Annotated in this window: 18 protein-coding genes and 1 riboswitch; of the genes, 3 read left to right on the forward strand and 15 right to left on the reverse strand. The window is 38.7% G+C overall.

The annotated features are described in order from the left end of the window. Positions 1 to 298: 298 nt before the first annotated feature. Positions 299 to 526, reverse strand: coding sequence for a hypothetical protein (locus HWQ49_RS12440; RefSeq protein WP_188208041.1), 228 nt, complete (start codon positions 524 to 526; stop codon positions 299 to 301). A 143-nt stretch (positions 527 to 669) separates the two neighbouring features. On the opposite strand from HWQ49_RS12440, the gene HWQ49_RS12445 reads away from it, so the two are divergent. Further along, a complete protein-coding gene (locus HWQ49_RS12445) occupies positions 670 to 1,425 on the forward strand; it encodes a polysaccharide deacetylase family protein (RefSeq protein WP_188207952.1) in 756 nt (251 codons plus the stop codon). Position 1,426: 1 nt separating this feature from the next. On the opposite strand, the gene HWQ49_RS12450 is transcribed toward HWQ49_RS12445, so the two are convergent. Beyond that, positions 1,427 to 2,095: a KinB-signaling pathway activation protein gene (locus HWQ49_RS12450; RefSeq protein ID WP_188207953.1), complete on the reverse strand. Its 669-nt coding sequence runs from the start codon at positions 2,093 to 2,095 to the stop codon at positions 1,427 to 1,429. Positions 2,096 to 2,238: 143 nt separating this feature from the next. Here HWQ49_RS12450 and gerD point away from each other — a divergent pair, with 143 nt between their 5' ends. Next, a complete protein-coding gene (gene gerD, locus HWQ49_RS12455) occupies positions 2,239 to 2,889 on the forward strand; it encodes a spore germination lipoprotein GerD (RefSeq protein ID WP_188207954.1) in 651 nt (216 codons plus the stop codon). Between the two features lie 135 nt (positions 2,890 to 3,024). Here gerD and HWQ49_RS12460 read toward each other — a convergent pair whose 3' ends face one another. The 9 genes from HWQ49_RS12460 to HWQ49_RS14860 form a co-directional block, all read right to left on the reverse strand. Then, a complete protein-coding gene (locus HWQ49_RS12460) occupies positions 3,025 to 4,080 on the reverse strand; it encodes an Mrp/NBP35 family ATP-binding protein (RefSeq protein WP_188207955.1) in 1,056 nt (351 codons plus the stop codon). An 87-nt stretch (positions 4,081 to 4,167) separates the two neighbouring features. Further along, the gene (gene cwlD / locus HWQ49_RS12465) at positions 4,168 to 4,878 is read right to left on the reverse strand and encodes an N-acetylmuramoyl-L-alanine amidase CwlD (RefSeq protein ID WP_188207956.1); all 711 of its coding nucleotides are present in this window, start codon (positions 4,876 to 4,878) and stop codon (positions 4,168 to 4,170) included. Positions 4,879 to 4,938: 60 nt separating this feature from the next. Then, a complete protein-coding gene (locus HWQ49_RS12470; RefSeq protein WP_188207957.1) occupies positions 4,939 to 6,378 on the reverse strand; it encodes a PH domain-containing protein in 1,440 nt (479 codons plus the stop codon). Beyond that, positions 6,368 to 6,847 carry a PH domain-containing protein gene (locus tag HWQ49_RS12475; RefSeq protein WP_188207958.1) on the reverse strand — a complete coding sequence of 160 codons (480 nt, stop codon included), beginning with the start codon at positions 6,845 to 6,847 and terminating at the stop codon, positions 6,368 to 6,370. Before HWQ49_RS12475 ends, HWQ49_RS12470 begins: the two co-directional genes overlap by 11 nt. 23 nt (positions 6,848 to 6,870) lie before the next feature. Then, a complete protein-coding gene (locus HWQ49_RS12480) occupies positions 6,871 to 7,356 on the reverse strand; it encodes an RDD family protein (RefSeq protein ID WP_223155174.1) in 486 nt (161 codons plus the stop codon). 13 nt (positions 7,357 to 7,369) lie between these two features. Next, positions 7,370 to 8,359 (reverse strand): signal peptide peptidase SppA, encoded by a 990-nt coding sequence (gene sppA / locus HWQ49_RS12485; RefSeq protein WP_188207959.1) that lies wholly within the window; start codon positions 8,357 to 8,359, stop codon positions 7,370 to 7,372. 103 nt (positions 8,360 to 8,462) lie between these two features. Then, the gene (locus tag HWQ49_RS12490; RefSeq protein ID WP_188207960.1) at positions 8,463 to 8,903 is read right to left on the reverse strand and encodes an RDD family protein; all 441 of its coding nucleotides are present in this window, start codon (positions 8,901 to 8,903) and stop codon (positions 8,463 to 8,465) included. A 252-nt stretch (positions 8,904 to 9,155) separates the two neighbouring features. Beyond that, the gene (locus HWQ49_RS12495; protein WP_188207961.1) at positions 9,156 to 11,171 is read right to left on the reverse strand and encodes a TRAP transporter permease; all 2,016 of its coding nucleotides are present in this window, start codon (positions 11,169 to 11,171) and stop codon (positions 9,156 to 9,158) included. Positions 11,172 to 11,291: 120 nt separating this feature from the next. Beyond that, a complete protein-coding gene (locus HWQ49_RS14860) occupies positions 11,292 to 12,290 on the reverse strand; it encodes a TAXI family TRAP transporter solute-binding subunit (RefSeq protein ID WP_188207962.1) in 999 nt (332 codons plus the stop codon). 394 nt (positions 12,291 to 12,684) lie between these two features. On the opposite strand from HWQ49_RS14860, the gene HWQ49_RS12505 reads away from it, so the two are divergent. Further along, positions 12,685 to 13,656, forward strand: a complete 972-nt coding sequence (locus HWQ49_RS12505; protein WP_188207963.1) for a sodium:calcium antiporter — start codon at positions 12,685 to 12,687, stop codon at positions 13,654 to 13,656. Between the two features lie 187 nt (positions 13,657 to 13,843). On the opposite strand, the gene rpsI is transcribed toward HWQ49_RS12505, so the two are convergent. The 4 genes from rpsI to purD form a co-directional block, all read right to left on the reverse strand. Continuing rightward, positions 13,844 to 14,236: a 30S ribosomal protein S9 gene (gene rpsI, locus HWQ49_RS12510; RefSeq protein WP_188207964.1), complete on the reverse strand. Its 393-nt coding sequence runs from the start codon at positions 14,234 to 14,236 to the stop codon at positions 13,844 to 13,846. A gap of 21 nt (positions 14,237 to 14,257) precedes the next feature. Next, the gene (gene rplM, locus HWQ49_RS12515) at positions 14,258 to 14,695 is read right to left on the reverse strand and encodes a 50S ribosomal protein L13 (protein WP_188207965.1); all 438 of its coding nucleotides are present in this window, start codon (positions 14,693 to 14,695) and stop codon (positions 14,258 to 14,260) included. Positions 14,696 to 14,921: 226 nt separating this feature from the next. Further along, the gene (locus HWQ49_RS12520; RefSeq protein ID WP_188207966.1) at positions 14,922 to 15,785 is read right to left on the reverse strand and encodes a bifunctional 5,10-methylenetetrahydrofolate dehydrogenase/5,10-methenyltetrahydrofolate cyclohydrolase; all 864 of its coding nucleotides are present in this window, start codon (positions 15,783 to 15,785) and stop codon (positions 14,922 to 14,924) included. A 34-nt stretch (positions 15,786 to 15,819) separates the two neighbouring features. Beyond that, a riboswitch (ZMP/ZTP riboswitch) is annotated at positions 15,820 to 15,905 on the reverse strand. Between the two features lie 2 nt (positions 15,906 to 15,907). Beyond that, positions 15,908 to 17,170 carry a phosphoribosylamine--glycine ligase gene (gene purD, locus HWQ49_RS12525; protein ID WP_188207967.1) on the reverse strand — a complete coding sequence of 421 codons (1,263 nt, stop codon included), beginning with the start codon at positions 17,168 to 17,170 and terminating at the stop codon, positions 15,908 to 15,910. Between the last annotated feature and the right edge of the window lie 37 nt (positions 17,171 to 17,207).

Consider the following 17,207-nt stretch of genomic DNA (forward strand, 5'->3'; position numbering starts at 1 on the left):
TGAGCCAGGATCAAACTCTCCAAATAGTGTTTGATTGGCTTCTTACTTATCATTCGTTGTTTTCTCTCTGAGTTAGAAAGAAAACCGAATTGACGTCAGGCTATTTTGTTTAGTTTTCAAGGTTCAAAGTGTTTGTCGTTTTTCGCGACAAGAATTAATTTAACATAATAGCTAACAAGTGTCAACACATTTTTAAATGTTTTTTCGTTAGCATTTGTCGTTAATTGTCTGTCTCGCAACGACGAAAATAAATATACCATACCCCTATTAAAGAAATCAATAGTTTTTAGCACTTTTTTTATTTTACATAAAACAAATTACGATTAGGTGTATATTTAAGGCAGTCTTTCTGGCTAGCAAACCGCTTATAAATATTAAATAATAAAATATAACGTTCCCTGATTGCCTCTTTTACTTGTTCTTCTAAGTCCATATGAGTGAAATCATATAATAACTCATCCATTTCCTTCCTTAGTAAGTACTCAATTTCCTTTTGCTCATATTCATTTACCATTAATCCAATCATTTCATCCACTTCCATTCTTCTCTTTTTATACTTACATTTTTTCCATACATCATCTCATTATGTACAGTAACCATTCTAAAAGTATGCATTTATTCATATATATATTTCTGTAAAGTAATCTTCTATAAAAAGGTTGGGTAGCAATGTTCTTTGCATTAAATTGGACAAGGTTAAAAAAGGTTGGAATAGTTATTTGTTTAATGGTCTTGTTTTATTTATCTGTTCATTTTTCATCTTTAGTGGTTTTAAACGTTGGGGCAGATTCAACTCCGTCGGGTGCAATCACAAAAAGCTTAAAAGGTGAAAGGGAAATTTCCCTAACTTTTAATGTGATGTGGGGGGATGATGTTATAGTAGATATCCTTGATGTTTTACAACAGCAGAATACTAAAGCGACTTTTTTCATAAATGGTGAATGGGCATTAAGAAACGAAGATATTGCCGAACTTATAATTGAAGAAAATCATGAAGTGGGATTACTTGGCTTTAAGGGAGATCCATATGAAGATCAATCTACTTCATATATAGAAGAAGATATCCAAAATGGGGTGACCGTATTATCTAATTTGGATTATGACCCTCTATCTCTTGTTAGACCTCCAGAGAATGAATACAACCAAATGGTTATTGATACGATTCAACAACTAGGGTATCAAACAGTTTTTTGGAGTGTTTATGCGAACGTTAAACACGATAGTGATCCTGAGGAAGTTAGTAACCATCTAATTCAGGAAGTGGATGAAGGAGATATCGTCTTGTTTTTTGCTCAAGATAATCTAACTGCGACGCCCGAGATTGTCGAACGCCTGATTAAACAAAAGAAAGAAGATGAGTATCAGTTTTACACGATCTCAGAGCTTCTTTCCCCAGCAGATGTGGAATTAAACCCACTTGAATAACTTATTTTTGGCTATTTTTTTGATTTGACTTTTGATGATTAGATTTAGATTCATTTGATTCAGATTGAGTATCTTCCGGGTTATTAAAACCAACAATCCGGTGTAGTTTTAATAACTGATAAGTATTACATGCGAGCAATGGAACAACCATTAATATTATCCACTCTGCATCATCAGTTCGTAAAGCCGGAACCCATTCGATGGTTGTGACCACAACCATAAAGAAAATAGCAGGTAAGAAGGCACGTCGATGAGTTTCCATTGCTTTTACATAGGCTACAGCTAGTCCATATAAGAATAAGACAAGTGCCACTACTATGTAAGGGAATAAACTATCAGGATCATCGGCTCGTGTATACCTTAAATAGATCAACTCAAACAAAACAAATCCAATCATAATTATTTGCGCATGCTTCCAGAAGTATCCGAAGAAACCTTTACCAAACTGGTGTAAAGTTAAATATGCAAAAAAGCCCATTTGTGCGATGACACTATATACAAGTCCATAGCCTGCATACCATAATAATGCGCCAAAGATTTCCCAAGTATTAAAAGGATCTAAATATGGTTCATAAGCATGCGATTGGACAAAGAAGCTTGTTATAACGGTTGAAAGAGCACCAATGACAAGTAATGTTATAAAGAATCTAAACCAGATACGGACTGTCACAATTCGTTCCCCCTAAAGAAAATAGTCGTTACCACACGTATTTTATCATGATTTGGATGATTTTGCTTTCTTCATATATGTATATTTTTTCACAACCATCTAATATTAAAAGTACTGATTCCTAACTTGAGGAGCATGTCGATATGATTAGACAATGCATCATAATATTTATGATACCCGTATTTTTATTAGTTGGGTGTAACGGTGGTGGTGAAAGCCAACAGTCTCAAAGTCCTGACTACGAACAAACGAAGAAAATGGTTGTTGATATACTAAAAACGGATGATGGTAAAAGTGCATTGCAAGAAGTTCTTAAAGAAGATGAAATGAAACAACACTTAGTCCTTCAATCCGACACCATTGGCCAAGCTATTGAAGAGGCAATTAATAGCGAAGAGGGAAAGACTTTTTGGAAAGATCTATTCGAAGATCCAGAATTCGTACAAAGTTATATTGACGCAACGGAAGATCAAAGTATCGAGATCATGCAAGGATTGATGCATGACTCGAGCTACCAAGAACAAATTATAACCATTTTTAACAACGAAGATATGCAAAAGATGATTCTTAAAATTCTTCAAAGTCAAGATTATAAGCAACACCTAGAACAAACAATCGAAGAGACATTAAACAACCCAAGATTTAAAGCGCAAATCACGGAAGCCTTAATCAAAGCCGCCCAAGAAATGGACCCGCCACAAGAAGAACAGGGTGGTGCTGAGGAACAGCAACAAGACCAACAAGGTGGTGGAAATGGTGGTGGTGACTCAGGTGGTGGAGGTGGTGGAGCATAAATGACAAGATGTTTTCTGATGTCATTAAATAATTTCTCTTCTCTACCTAGTCACTCGCTTAAACTTGATCTTATCTAATAAAAGCTGCCCTAAAAAGTCGATTTAAAGACTTTTAGAGGCAGCTTTTCTTTTTACTTAATCATTTGCACGTTTAATCACTTGATTGGCAATGGATAAGAAGATTTTACCTGTCGGATGATCCTCTTGATAAACACCCGGGGCAAACATGTCTTCCTCCTCATAAGGCTGTTGTAACGGTAAGCGACCTAAAACATCGGTATCAAGAACCTCAGCTAGCTTATCGCCACCACCTTCACCAAAGACGTATTCTTTTTGTCCTGTGAGGTTACTTTCAAAGTAAGACATGTTTTCCACCACACCTAGTATCTCATGATCGGCCTTAAGAGCCATTTGTCCAGCACGTGCTGCAACAAATGCAGCAGTAGGATGTGGTGTTGAGACGATTAATTGTTTAGAAGACGGTAACAGCTCTTGAACATCTAAAGCAATATCCCCTGTACCTGGTGGTAGGTCCAATAATAAATAATCTAGATCGCCCCATTCAACTTCCTGGAAGAAGCTCGTTAACATTTTCCCTAACATTGGGCCACGCCAAATGATTGGCGAATTATCTTCTACAAAGAATCCCATTGAAATCACTTGTACGCCAAAACGCTCTACAGGGATAATTTTCTTCCCTCGAACTTGTGGGCGATTTTCAATCCCCATCATATCTGGGACACTGAAACCATATATATCTGCATCAACAATACCAACCTTTTTACCTAACCTGGCAAGAGCTATCGCTAAGTTAACTGTCACTGTTGACTTACCAACGCCTCCCTTACCACTAGCGATCGAAATAAAGGTTGTACCTTTTTGACCAATTAAATTAGCCTCTTGTTCATCATTTGCCTCTGATAAGTATGCGTTACGCTTTTCTTCTGGAAGTTCAGTGAATCGAAGACCTACTGTAGCTGCACCTTCTTTTTTAAGCATACCAACAATCTCTTGTTGTAACTGTAATTGCTCACCAGAATTAGGTTCGGCTAAAGCAATTTTGACACTAACATGACCTTTATCCTCTTTAATTTTGACGCTCTCCACCGCATCGGTTTCTTCAAACGTTTTATGTATATGTGGATCTTGTACTGGCTTTAATAACTCTCTAACGCGCTCTTCTGTAATCAACTAGGACACCTTCCTTTAGTATGAGTTCAATTTAACGCCACGGCTAGTATAACATAAATTTTAAAATCCCTCAGTTCTTAACTCTTATTAGTTTTGATCGATTCGCTGTTCGGTCGAGGCGTATTCAATAATTCCCTCATATATAGATGATGCCAACACTCGTTGGTAATCCTCAGTTATTAACAATTCCCTTTCCCCGGGATGAGAGAGAAAGCCAGCTTCCACTAAAGCTCCAGTTGTATCAGCGTTTTTTAAAATATATATCTGATTAATACCTAACGCTTGTCTATTGGTATCTGTTGAATCACGCAGTCGAGCTTGAATTGAACGAGCCAAAGCCTCATTATCTTCTCCTGGATAAAAAAATGTTTGAGCACCACTCCAACTTTGATTCAATACCGAATTGAGATGTATACTGACAAATAGGTCAGCATCTTTATCTTTAATAAACTTGACTCGCTCTCTGATATCATGCGCCTTCCTTTTTGAATAACCACTCATATCACTAGGTGCTAAGTCAATATCGTCTTCTCGCGTTAAATACACCTGCGCCCCCGCTTCCTGCAAGTAATCTCGAAGGAAAAAAGAAGTATTAAGCGTAATGGTTTTCTCTTTAATCTCGCCATGATCGGCACCTCCATCGACACCTCCATGTCCTGGGTCGATTACAATTACTTTATTAGCAAGGGGCATGGTCACATTCGTGAAATGGGTTGAACTAGGCACAGGTATTTTAAGCAAGTAAATTAGTAACAATAAGCCTCCAATCCACAAACAAACTAAAAACAATCGTCTCATCGAACAAACCTCCTCACCTAAATATATGGACGAGAAGGTTTGTTCATGATTAATATACATTTATTTATGTTCAAAAGTTCCTCTTAAAGAAAACCAATCCGAAATGCGGTTAGCCTCTTCTACGTCCACCTCTTTTAAGATAGCATGTCGGCCAGCAAAGTTATTTAACATCGATGAACGAACGGTTGCTAATTGCTGTTTACGATGCAAGAGGTTTTGCTTTCTTTGCATCGATTGAACTTTACTATGTTTCATGACCAACGTATCCTTGCCGAAGTCTCTCATAACTATGGTTAATTGTTCATCGTCTAGGTGGTATCCGGCTGTATGGTAACGAAGCCAACCTAATAATGCTCCTAGGATCATTAAAACAATTGGTACAACTATAAAATTCGACAAGTATATTAACACCATCACGAATAAGATAACAGGCAGAAATAGTGTCCTAACTAAATAATAAGGAAATGCACGTTTGGGTACGGATGTATATGTTGTTGGAACCTGTTGATATTCTGGCAATAGTCTTTGTAAAAACGATTCAATCTCCTGAGTTTTAATAATAGGAAATATTAACGTTCTGGCATTAGCATTATTGACCTCTCCACCTGCAATCTCTACATAGAGTGTTGCAAACCCAAGTGGTTGCCTAATTAAACTTTCTTTAATCCCAAAAGCCTGGATTCGCTTGAGAGGGAGAGTCATCTGACGCTTTTCTAATAAACCACGAGTAATAAAGAGCTCATTATGTTGGCGTGTCACTTGAAAATTTCCATACTTAATGACTGTCCCCAGAATTCCTAAAATCCAGAGGAATACTAACAGAAGTATTGCTAAGAACATAACAATTTCAAGCGTCTGTGTCATCATCCATCGCGCCACTTCATCATAAGCTTGTTCAGGTATAAAACGTTCAATCTCACTAAACGCCACGAAAAATAACGCTAAAATCACTCCCACACTTCCAGAGGTTGATCCTGCAATAATTAATCGCTTGGGCGACACCTTTATCGTTGGATGATTGGCAGCCTCATCTTCTGAATCCTTAGCATCCAAGACTTCTTTTCTAAGCTTTAACTCTTGCCGAATCGCCTCACCTTCTGTAAATGTTACCGCACTTAATGATGCATCAGCACTCTGATCACTACCGGCCGTTTCGATCTGTACTTTAGTCAGCTTGAATATTCGGTGGATGACCCCTTGTGTTAAGTCAATTGATTGGATTCGGTTTTTAGAAATATAACGTTCTTTCCTAATTATCAAACCTTGTTCAATCTTTAACTCATCACCCACTATCGAGTACTTAAATCGAAACCATGCAAGAATGCTATAAATAATCAAAGCAGCCATTATACTTCCTATGCCAAAAGCTACATATATAAACATCCCATCTCCAAATGAGGCAATTACAATTGCACCAATAACATAGATTAAATTCTTTAATATATATATAACATTAAAAATAATAGCGGTCGGGTGAAGTCGTCTAGGCTCAAACATCATCTTCATCCACCCGTGCCAACTCCGAAATTTGATCTCGTAATTTGGCTGCTTCTTCTTCAGGTAGAGCTGGTATTTCATGAGTTGTTGCCGCTGTTGAAACCGTTAAACCAGCTAATTGATATCGTTTTAAAATGGGACCTTGTTTAGTATCAACATGCTGGACACGAATCATCGGCACCAAGGTCCGTGAAACGACAAGAATCCCATACTGAATATAGATTTCCTGATCAAACACTTCATAACGCCAGCAACGCCAACGTACTTTAGGTATTAAAAAAATAGATAAGTAAGTTAAAACAATCGTCAGAACAATGGTAATCACACCAAACCAAATGGTTAAGTTTAGGTATTTTCCGGCTATAAAAGTAGCCACAACCATCAACCAAGGAATAATCATCAATAATGCTGCTGATAATTTCCAAGCTTTAATAGCATCTTGTGCAATCTTTAAACGTGGTGGTTCTCTCATCTCATCCTCCCCTTTATGATTGACTACTCCGGGAGCGACCATTCATGAATGACTCTCGTGTCGCCAACCATGTCGTGAATACCTTGTTTTTGTGAATCGAATGCGACCACTAAATATAATAAACCTGTAAAAAACAATACCCGGTGAAAAAAGCGACCAACTATTTCACGGAAGATTAAATCACTCCATTCAAGTGGTCTGAAATCTTTACGGATAACTCTGAGCCCTAAAATTCTTTTTCCTAAAGTTTGATTAAAATATTTGGTCATAACCAGGAAATACATATAAAGGACAATCGTATTGACGATGGTTGTCACGGTCCAAAAACCAATCTCATAGACCGCACTACCCGTTAGTAATTGATAAGGAACAATAACGATTCCATTAATACTAAAGACAATCACCAAGTCAATAAGGTATGCCCAAAAGCGCATCCAAAATCCAGCGAAACGAACATTCTCTAAAGAGTCAACTTGTTTTACTGATTGATCCAACTGATCCTCACACAATTAAGGCACCCCCTTACTCCGTATACAAATACATAGCTCTAGGCGAATTAGAGACTCGTAACATCTCAGTTAGGCCTGATAACTGAAGCTCATCACCGAACATTTTCTCTGCAGTCATTCCAAACAACGAACCAATACCTAATGAATACTCGTACTCCACAACTTGCGCATTCTCTAGGTTATAATCTTGTTGAAGCTGTTCAATTGTATCATCTAAAGAGCCTAGCTCATCAACAAGCCCGACATCCTTAGCTTGGGAACCCGTATAAACACGACCATCTCCCAATTCACGCACAGTAGCTTCATCCATATCTCGACCATTAACAATGACATTGACAAAGTCATCATACATTTCATCAATCATAGTTTGTAAAATATCTTCCTCATCCTCTGACATTGGACGTGAAATCGACATGATATCCTTATACTCACCACTCGTAATGGTGTTAAAGTCAATTCCTAAATCATCAGCCAATTCGGCAATATTGATCGACTCCATAATGACACCTATCGACCCTGTTAATGTCGCAGGGTGGGCAAAAATTTGCTCCGCTGGTGCAGACACATAATAACCACCTGAAGCTGCCGTATTACCCATTGATACATAAACAGGCTTGTCCTCCTCTTGCAAACTGACAATCTGATCATGAATCTCTTCACTCTCAACAACGCCTCCCCCTGGCGTATTAACTCTTAATACTACTCCTTCGATGCCCTCATCTTCTTTAGCATGATCCAACATTTCTAATAAAACTCGATGATTATAGGTACTAGCATTAATAACCCCACCTACATCATCACTTTGAATAACCCCGTTTAAATGAATCACCGCTACTTTTTCTGAGCCTGTGCCATCTTCACGAACCTCTTCGGCAAAATCGTTTTCATCAGATATCAACTCGCCCCATTGAGTAGTTGCAACAGTTGATGAAAACTGGGCAATCAATGATACAAAAAACAACCCAACAGCAATCGCTAAAGCTGTCCAACGTTTTTTCTCCATTATTAATCCTCTCTTTCATCCACATAATATATGAGAGTTTGTAGCTATATATTTTTCATATTTTATCCAAGAACACTCAATTAATTTACAAAACTTAGATCTATTATTGACGATAAACCACTCTTGTTCGACAAATGATGTCATGTAATGCTTTCTTCTCTTGATTCCATCCTGCTAACATAAAGCCAATAAGTAAGGGCAATGCAGATATGATATAAGCAAACAGTCGACCAATTGACTTTAACATACTGATTTTCGTCATATCAGGATTAACCACTTGAATCTTGCAAATAAGTTTACCAGGAGTTCCTTTTAGCGTGCTAGCTGTAAAGATAACGACAAAAACCACATTGTAAATTAAACTTGCTATCCCGTCTGAAAGTGTCGATTGTTCTCCACTTGTTGCTTGCCAAGATTCAAAATAAGCTTGGTCATTGATTAAAACAGCAATCATCCACGCAAGAACTAAGACAAAAATTCCATCTATAAACCATGCTAAAAAGCGTATCCAGAACCCGGCAGGCCTGTGTTCTTCTAAAGGCACACTTACACTCCCCCTTCACGCATTATTCTTTTCTATATAGTTTACTATTATATCATTTTTCATGATATTACCAACTAATTATGAATTATATTGGCGTTTTGAGGGTAAGAGCTAATTCAAAAAAATGGATGACTAAGCAATTAATATTGGCGATTCAGCAGCAATGGATTATATTCACACCTACTCAATATACACAAAAAAAACAGAGAACGAGGGTTAGCCCTCTGTTCTCTGTTAACTCCAAATTAATGTTTATGCAGCCACTGCACTCTCATGATCCTCTGGTCGGCGCTTTTGGATATACCAAATAAGCGCAATGATTACAATACCAATAATATCAATATAAACGTTAGGGACAATTAACATTAAGCCAGCTGCAATTAACGCAAATCGCTCCCAGACGTATGTGCGACGCTGGAAATATCCCATAACCGCACTACTGATACCCATCATACCAATTAACGCAGTCGCCACAGCCAAGATCAACATCATAAACGGATGTTCAAGCGGCGTGACAAGAATCGGATTGTAGACAAATATATATGGGATAATAAAGGCAGCGATGGCCAATTTAACGGCAGTAAGCCCACTCTTAAACGGATTCGACTTAGCTATTCCTGAGCCGGCATAAGCTGCCAGACATACTGGTGGAGTAATATCCGCAACAATACCAAAATAGAAAACAAATAAGTGAGCAGCAAGTACTTCAACACCAAAACCGTTAATCAACGCTGGGGCAGCAATCGTAGCTGTCACAACGTAGTTTGCCGTTGTTGGAAGCCCCATCCCTAGGATAATACACGCAATCATCGTAAAGATTAATGCAAGCAACTGTACATCATTAGATAGAGCAATAATACCGGATGCTACTTTACCACCCAGACCAGTCATTCCAACAACACCAGCAATTATTCCCGCTGTACCAACTGCACCAATTACCGGTAAGGCAACACGTGCACCTTGTTCAATGACATAAATAATTTTCCTAAACGACATACGAGTTTCTTTACTAACAAGGCTCACGAGAAATGCTGTTAAAATACCCATTAGTGCTGCACGTTGAGGCGTAAAGCCCATGAATAACGTGGTAATAATCGCAACTAAAGGTAAGAGCATATAACCCTTCGTCTTTAAGAGATGCCATGTGTTAGGTAACGTTTCCTTCGCAACACCGAAAATACCCTGTTTTTTAGCTTCATAATGTGATCCCATAAAGATACCTGTAAAATACAACATCGCTGGGATCAATGCAGCTAACATAATGGTTTGGTAATCGGTACTCGTATACTCAATCATGATAAAAGCTGCAGCACCCATAATTGGTGGCATTAATTGTCCACCGGTTGAAGCAGAAGCTTCTGCTGCCGCTGCGAATTCTGGTCTAAATCGAGCTCTTTTCATCATCGGAATTGTAAAGGACCCAGATGAAACCGTGTTCGCAATGGAGCTACCAGATACCATCCCTTGTAATGCACTTGCGGATACAGCTGCTTTTGCTGTACCTCCCGTAAAACGCCCTGTTAAGGCAAACGCTAAATCATTAAAGAACTTCCCAATTCCGGAGTGTACTAAAATAACCCCAAATAAAAGGAAAAGGAAAATAAACTTAGCGGAAACCTGAACTGGAATACCGAAAATCGCATTTTCTCTATACCAAAGGTCTGTCATCACACGCTCAAATGAGAAGCCTTTATGTGAGAGAATTTGAGTAGGTATGAGATTACCGTAGAGTGCATATAAGATCACTACACTCGCCACGATGACAATTGGTAAACCGACTGCCCTTCTAGTTGCTTCTAACAATAACAGAACACCAGCAACCGCTACAATGACATCAAATGTCTCATAACCGTGGACACGAGCATTAAGTATTTCATCAAAAAAGATGATTTTATGATACCCAACATATATTGCTGTAAAAGCCAAAATCACATCGTACCAAGGTACGCCTCGGTCATGTAATCCTTTCTTCGCTGGATATAGTAAGTAAATTAAACCTAGAGCAGTTCCTACATGTATAGCTCCTTGGATTTGTGATTGCAACGTACCATTTAAACCGGTCCACAAATGGAACACTGTTAAATACACAGCCAGAAACGTAACAATCCAAGCCCACTTTCCAATATTCGTCCTTGTGTTACTTTCCCTGTCATATTTCCTAAGTAACTCTTCTTGATCAACTGCTTCACCATTTTCGTTTACTTCTGGTGATGGGTTTATTGGTTGCTCATTCCGATTATCAGTCTCGTTGTTCTTTTTTCTAGACACACCTTTCACCACCTTATAAATGGGTTCAACCTGCCAATACCCCTACATATTTGGCATAAAAGGGACCGGCACACTGTGTCGGTCCCTTTACATGTACTAAATTAGTTCACTTTATCTCTCTTATTTTAAATCATCTAAACTCTCAATACCTGTTGATTCACGTGTAATGATCTGCATAACCTCAGGGTAAATATGACCAATAAACGCGAAGTTACCAACTGCTGCACCTTCGAAGTCACCTTCACCATTGTAAGCCTCTTGTGCTGGTACGTGAACTGTCATACCTAGGTCCTGATCATCTCTTCCAATGTCTGCTAGGTTCTCAACAGATGCACCTGTTTCAGTTGATGTAACGTTAACACCATCAATATGGTTATTCCAAACAGTTGCCATCTCTCCACCTAGTGGATAATAAGTACCACCAGAGCTACCAGTACCTAAGATTAATTCTTCCGGACGAGAATCTGCTGTTGCACTAACATCAGCAATCTCACCTGATACATCTAAACCTTGCTCCTCATAATATTCAGCAGCACCAGGGTGAATTGGTAAACCATCAGAACCATTTAGAGCATTCTCAAGAGTCATATGGTCTGATTGAGCGTGTGTATTTTCATCTGCATGCTCTACAGATACACGAGCGAGTTCATAAGCTAAGTCGTGATCAATCGTATTTGTATTACCAACTAATACAGCATAAGCCGTTACCGTTTCCACATCTTCATCCATGAAATCGTAAGAATCAGCTGGAATTGTATAACGTAAGTAACCTAAGTTCTCTTCAACATACTCAATAACATCATCAGACAACCCTACTAACTTAGCGTCACCTGTATTCGCCTGTAAGTCATCAACACTACCTGCCGGAAGTCCTAATAGACCAAATGACAAGTCAATGTTTCCATCTTGAAGACCATCACTAGCATCACCGAAACCTTCTTCGTAAGTATCGATGTCATCGTCTCCTAAACCTGCACCTTCAAGAATTGAATTCGCTGCAGCTTGTGTACCACTACCTGCAGGTCCAATTGCAACACTAGAGCTACCTCCACCACATGCTGATAGTACCAATGTTGCTAAAAACCCTACTGAGATTAAAAGTAAAATAGACTTTCTCATGTGAGCTTTCCCCCTATATTATTATATTTTACTAGATTACTATTACGTAATCTAGTATTTACACAAAATAGAAAATAATCATTCTTTTAGGTATTCTAACTTATTTTATCATAAAAATCTAATAATTAGAACTATACTAAATAAACTTGTCACTTTTCGACATTTGACTCTTACTCTCTATTAGGCTATATTATGTAATAGCAAGGGGAGTAGCGACCGTATAATACGGTTGATGAATCGTCATACCCGGTGACTGTTCACCCGGTTCATCAAGTCATACGCAAGACCTTGGCTCTATTTTACTATGGAGCCGAGGTCTTTTTGTTTTTTAGACCATTTATTATTTAACCCTATTAAATCTTTATTGTCAAATCAAAGGAGGAACCATACTATTATGGTGTATATTGTCTTCATAATTGCTGCCGTTTTTGTCGTATACGGCGCGATCCAATTAAATAAATATGGTGATGTTATTAGTCAAAAATCGGCAATGAGTGGTGCGATGGTAGGAACTGTCTTAATTGCCGGGGCAACTTCACTTCCAGAGTTAACGACAAGTGTTACGGCTGTTTACATTGATAATGTCGATATTGCTGTTGGTAATATGTTAGGAAGTAATGTCTTTAATTTATTAATTATTGCACTTATTGATTTTATTTACCGAAGAAAAAGAGCTTTCGACCATGTCAACTCAAGTCATCAACTTCCCGCTGCTTTATTTGGGGTTGTTATGACCTTAATTGTTATTGTAGCACTAATTTGGGATTATAACGTTAGCATTTTTAATATCGGAATTGAAATGTTCGTCTTGGTCGCTTTATATATTGTTTGTGTAAAACTCTTTGATCAAGAGGAGCCTGCCTTAGAAGCAGACGAGTTGATTGAAAATGAGGATATTTCGTTAAAGAAGGCCATTCGTTATTTTGTTTTTTCCGCAATCGCTGTTTTAGTTGCTGGTAGTATATTATCCATTTCAGGGGATCTTCTCGCCGTACAAACTGGCATGAATTCAAGCTTTGTCGGTAGTGTACTAATCGCCGCTGCTACATCACTACCTGAGCTAGTTGCAGTGATCGCAGCTTTTAAAATTGCTAATTATGCCATGGCGATTGGGTCAATTTTGGGAAGCAACCTTTTTAATTTATTACTAATTGCTTTTACAGACGCCTTTTATCAGAAGGGGCCTATCCTACAAGGAGCGAGTCCTTCAATGATTGCTACTGCATCTTTAAGCCTTGGAATGATGGTGATCACGCTATTTATGTTGATTCGAAAGCAAACCAAAAACCTGATCACATATGCGTTACCACCTATGATTATCATCATTACTTATATAGTCGTTTCATATCAAATTTTTAATTATTGATCAAGCACGGGAGTTCCCCGTGCTTTTTTACTTTATGATTTAAAGTAAAGGTAGCATCATCTAGGTTCTCTGTTTGCTAGCTTCTTTAAATTCCTGATCACTGCCTTAAAACACTAAACTGCCTTCACAAAAACATAAAAAACGCCTCTTCCATAACAGAAGAGACGTTTGTATACATATAAATATATTAACGCTTCGAGAACTGTGGTGCACGACGAGCGCCTTTAAGACCGTATTTCTTACGTTCTTTTTCACGAGCGTCACGAGTTAATAGACCCGCACGCTTAAGTGGTGTGCGGTACTCAGGATCTGCTTCTAATAAAGCGCGAGCCACACCAAGACGGATTGCACCAGCTTGACCAGTGAATCCACCACCATTAACGTTTACTAAGATATCATAGTTACCAGTATTCTCAGTTACATCTAATGGTTGGTTAATTACACGACGTAGAGTTTCGTGTGGGAAGTAGTCTTCCGCATCTACTTTATTAACAACGACTTTACCATTACCTGGTACTAGTCGTACACGTGCTACAGAACTTTTGCGACGGCCTGTGCCGTAGTATTGTACTTGTGCCACTTAGATTACCCTCCTTCTTAATTACCCGCGAAGTTCGTAAACTTCTGGTTTTTGTGCTTGATGGTTGTGTTCAGCGCCACGGTAAACGTGTAGCTTCTTGCCCATTTTACGACCTAATTTATTTTTAGGTAGCATACCTTTAACTGCTTGTTCAAGCATTTTCTCTGGATACTTCGTACGCATTTCTTCAGCTGTACGCTCTTTTAAACCACCTGGGTAGTTAGAATGGCGGTAGTAAATCTTATCTGTTAATTTCTTACCTGTTAGTTCAACTTTATCAGCATTAATGATGATCACATTATCGCCAGTATCAACGTGTGGTGTGTAGCTTGGTTTATGCTTACCACGAAGTAGAGTTGCCACTTCTGTAGCTAGACGACCAAGAGTTTGGCCTTCAGCATCAACTACATACCATTTACGCTCAACGTTATTTTCGTTTGCCATAAATGTTGTACGCATTGCGTTTCCCTCCTATATTTTCCGAAATCATTGTCTTTTTTATCTCATCACGAATAGTTTTCCGGGGCTATACGTGGTAATGATAAAATGCCATAGAATATATTATAATATCTATGGTATGGATGTCAAGCATAAGCGCGATATTTCGCGACTTTTTGCTAAAGATTATTTTCATGTTGTGTTCTGTCACTAATTCTCTCTAAAGGGTCGACACAGATTATAGATTCTATACAATTTTCATGGCGTTCATAGAAACTTTTTGTTCTGCTGCCAACACTGTATTGCGCAAGAGCATCGCGATTGTCACTGGGCCGACACCACCTGGAACCGGTGTGATCGCACTGGCTTTGTCATAACAAGAGTCATAGTCACAATCCCCAATATTCCCTTGATTATAACCGGCATCTAACACAATGGCACCTTCTTTTAGCCACTCACCTTTAACAAAACGAGGTTTTCCGACAGCAGCTACTACTAGGTCCACTTGTTTAACAATTTCTTCTAAATTCTCCGTTCTAGAGTGACTAATCGTTACTGTTGCGTTACGATTTAACAGCATCATGGAAACAGGCTTACCTAAAATTGGACTTCTACCAATGACCACTGCATGCTTACCTTCAATTGGAATTTGATAATAATCAATCATTTCCATAATAGCTGCTGGGGTACAACAAGGGTAGGCGTTTAGCTGAAAGGCAGTTGAGCCGAACCCATGACTAGTTACTCCATCAACATCTTTTTCTAGAGTAATTGCATCGAAGGCTTGACGTTCGTCAATATGCTCAGGGACAGGGTGTTGCAATAAAATTCCATGAACTTGGTCATCTTCATTTAATTTTTTAATGGTTGCTAACAATTCTTCTGTCGTCGTTTCTGACTTCAAGTAGATTCGTTCTGATTCCATACCAATCCGCTTACAAGCATTCGCTTTCATTTGGACATAAGTGTGTGATGAAGGGTTATCTCCAACTAATATCGTTACTAACTTGGGAGTAATTCCTTGTTTTTTCAACACATCAATTTGACCTTTTAACTCATCTTTAATAGATGATGATACTTGTTTTCCGTCTAATAGTAATGGCTCTTTCAATTAATATACCTCCTGAAAGTTTAAGAGAAGTAACTTCTCCTGCCCAGACGACCGACAAAATTCACATGTAGCTCCCTTATGGTTAGTTCCATTTAAGAGTCGTCAGTTACTACATGCTTAATTTATAACACTTGCATAGCTTTATTAGCAATATCTTTGCGATAAAACAGACTGGATGAATCCATTTTTTGAACTTCCTTATATACCTTGCGTTGCGCTTCAGTTAGTGACTGTGCTTGAGCACCTACTAAAAGAACTCGCCCTCCATTAGTTAACCACTCGTCGCCCTCCCTTTTGGTGCCTGCGTGGAAAATTAACGTTTCTGAATCCAGCAAATTTAATCCGATTATTGGTTGACCCTTTTCATAGCTACCTGGATAGCCCTTTGATGCAAGGACAACGCCGACTATCGCTTTTTCTGACCATGAAATACTAACAGGCTCTTCATGTAACACGTTAAGGAGGACTTCTGAAAGATCGTTCTTCATGCGAGGTACAACAACTTGCGCTTCTGGGTCTCCAAACCTAGCGTTAAATTCAATCACTTTTGGACCTTCTGAAGTTACAATTAACCCTGCATATAAAACTCCTGTAAATGAACGACCTTCCTTTACTAACGCCTTGGCTGTAGGCTCTAAGATTTGTTTGATAGCTAATTCATATATATCTTCAGGAATTTGAGGGACAGGTGAATAAGCTCCCATCCCACCTGTGTTAGGACCTTGGTCATGATCAAAGGCTCGTTTATGGTCCTGGGAGATGACCATCGGATATACATGTTCACCCTTCACAAAAGCCATCAGTGAAAATTCTTCACCTGCCAAAAATTCTTCGATGACGACACGACGGCTAGCACCTCCAAATTGTCGTTCCCCAAGCATGGACTCAACTGCTTCATAGGCCTCATCAAGAGTCATGGCAACGACCACTCCTTTACCTGCAGCTAAACCATCTGCCTTAATCACAATAGGTGCACCTTGTTTGTTTATGTAAGCTTTTGCATGGTCTACATTGTCAAATGTTTGATATTTAGCCGTTGGGATCTGATAATCTTTCATTAGTTGTTTGGCAAAGTCCTTACTTCCTTCAATCAACGCTGCTTCTTTCGTTGGGCCGAAAATAGCGAGATCTTCTTCATTAAACCGGTTAACGATTCCATCTATAAGTGGCGCTTCAGGACCAACAATGGTTAAATCAATTTTATTTTGTTTAGTAAATTGCACCAATTGTTCATGATCGTTTTCATCAATCGACTGGACTTTCGCTACATCTATCATCCCCTGATTTCCCGGTGCAACATAGACAGTGTCAACTCGGTCACTTTGACTGATCTTCCATGCTAATACGTGTTCTCTTCCTCCGCGCCCAATAATCAAAACCTTCATCGTGTCACCCCTTAGTTTATTCCGGCAAAACCTTATT

The sequence above is a fragment of the Alkalibacillus aidingensis genome (genome assembly GCF_014595945.1).
In the GTDB taxonomy this organism is placed as follows: domain Bacteria; phylum Bacillota; class Bacilli; order Bacillales; family Alkalibacillaceae; genus Alkalibacillus; species Alkalibacillus aidingensis.

Excerpts from the sequence above, each read along its gene's own strand:
- HWQ49_RS12440 (WP_188208041.1), bottom strand. The coding sequence starts at position 526 with ATGATTGGATTAATGGTAAATGAATATGAGCAAAAGGAAATTGAGTAC.
- HWQ49_RS12445 (WP_188207952.1), top strand. The coding sequence starts at position 670 with ATGTTCTTTGCATTAAATTGGACAAGGTTAAAAAAGGTTGGAATAGTT.
- gerD (WP_188207954.1), top strand. The coding sequence starts at position 2,239 with ATGATTAGACAATGCATCATAATATTTATGATACCCGTATTTTTATTA.
- cwlD (WP_188207956.1), bottom strand. The coding sequence starts at position 4,878 with ATGAGACGATTGTTTTTAGTTTGTTTGTGGATTGGAGGCTTATTGTTA.
- HWQ49_RS12470 (WP_188207957.1), bottom strand. The coding sequence starts at position 6,378 with ATGATGTTTGAGCCTAGACGACTTCACCCGACCGCTATTATTTTTAAT.
- HWQ49_RS12475 (WP_188207958.1), bottom strand. The coding sequence starts at position 6,847 with ATGAGAGAACCACCACGTTTAAAGATTGCACAAGATGCTATTAAAGCT.
- sppA (WP_188207959.1), bottom strand. The coding sequence starts at position 8,359 with ATGGAGAAAAAACGTTGGACAGCTTTAGCGATTGCTGTTGGGTTGTTT.
- HWQ49_RS14860 (WP_188207962.1), bottom strand. The coding sequence starts at position 12,290 with ATGAGAAAGTCTATTTTACTTTTAATCTCAGTAGGGTTTTTAGCAACA.
- HWQ49_RS12505 (WP_188207963.1), top strand. The coding sequence starts at position 12,685 with ATGGTGTATATTGTCTTCATAATTGCTGCCGTTTTTGTCGTATACGGC.
- rplM (WP_188207965.1), bottom strand. The coding sequence starts at position 14,695 with ATGCGTACAACATTTATGGCAAACGAAAATAACGTTGAGCGTAAATGG.
- purD (WP_188207967.1), bottom strand. The coding sequence starts at position 17,170 with ATGAAGGTTTTGATTATTGGGCGCGGAGGAAGAGAACACGTATTAGCA.